At 59.5% G+C, this 1,050-nt stretch carries 1 protein-coding gene; it reads left to right on the top strand.

Annotated elements, in window-relative coordinates; translation table 11 throughout:
• Positions 1–91: 91 nt before the first annotated feature.
• A protein-coding gene (locus tag NKH06_RS31970) for an IS630 family transposase (protein WP_031249521.1) occupies positions 92–1,040 on the top strand; the annotation gives its coding sequence in 2 pieces (ribosomal slippage) (positions 92–427 and positions 429–1,040; 948 coding nt in all).
• The last annotated feature ends 10 nt before the right edge of the window (positions 1,041–1,050 follow it).

Raw genomic sequence — 1,050 nt, 5'->3', positions numbered from 1 at the left:
TAGAGCGATTCCTATTTTGAGAGAATCGTAGGATTCCCAAAGCCGGATGTTTGTGATTCAAGATGCTGGCTGGATTGGAGGCCAGCATCTGATGACGCGAGCGCTTTCAAATGATCTTCGTGAGCGTGCAGTAGCGGCGGTTGGCGACGGGGAGACCTGCCGTGCGGTTGCCTCGCGCTTTGGCGTTGCGGTTTCCTCTGTAGTGAAGTGGTCGCAGCGTTACCGTGCCACTGGCTCGGTGGCGCCGGGCAAGATGGGCGGACATCGCAAGCGCGTCCTTGAGCCGCATCGGGCCTTCATTATGGAGCGGCTTAATCAGACCTCTGAACTGACGCTGCGTCGGCTGAAGGACGAGCTGGATGCTCGCGGGGTCAAGGTCTCGCACAATACGGTGTGGCTGTTCCTGCGCCGCGAAGGCCTGAGCTTCAAAAAAAACTCTGTTCGCCCTTGAGCAGGCGCGTGCCGATATTGCCCGCAGGCGCCAGCGATGGCGCTCTTGGCAAAGCGGTCTCGATCCACAGTGCCTGGTCTTCATCGATGAGACCTGGATCAAGACCAACATGGCTCCACTGCGAGGTTGGGGGCCGAAAGGCAAACGGCTGCGCGGCTTGGCTCCACACGGCCACTGGCGCACGCTGACCTTCCTCGGTGCACTACGCTGGGACCGGCTCGCAGCACCTTGCGTCTTCGACGGACCGATCAACGGCCAATGCTTCCGTGCTTATGTCGAGCAGCAGCTCATCACCGTGCTGAAGCCCGGCGACATCGTGGTCATGGATAACCTGGGAAGCCATAAGTCGGCGGCCATCAGGCAGACGATCAAAGCTGCCGGCGCCAGGCTTTGGTATCTGCCGCCCTACTCGCCGGACCTCAATCCGATCGAGCAGGCCTTCGCCAAGATCAAACACTGGATGCGACAAGCTCAGAAACGCACCGTCGAGGACACGTGGCGCCACATCGGCCACCTCGTCGAAACCATCGAGGCAGCCGAATGCAAGAACTACTTCGAAAACGCAGGCTACGCTTCCGTCAAAATATGAAACGCTCTAG

It is taken from the genome of Mesorhizobium sp. M1342 (assembly GCF_040317955.1).
Lineage (GTDB): Bacteria > Pseudomonadota > Alphaproteobacteria > Rhizobiales > Rhizobiaceae > Mesorhizobium.
The sequence above is the reverse complement of the archived record's forward strand: the minus strand, read 5'-3'. Positions and strand labels throughout refer to the sequence as shown.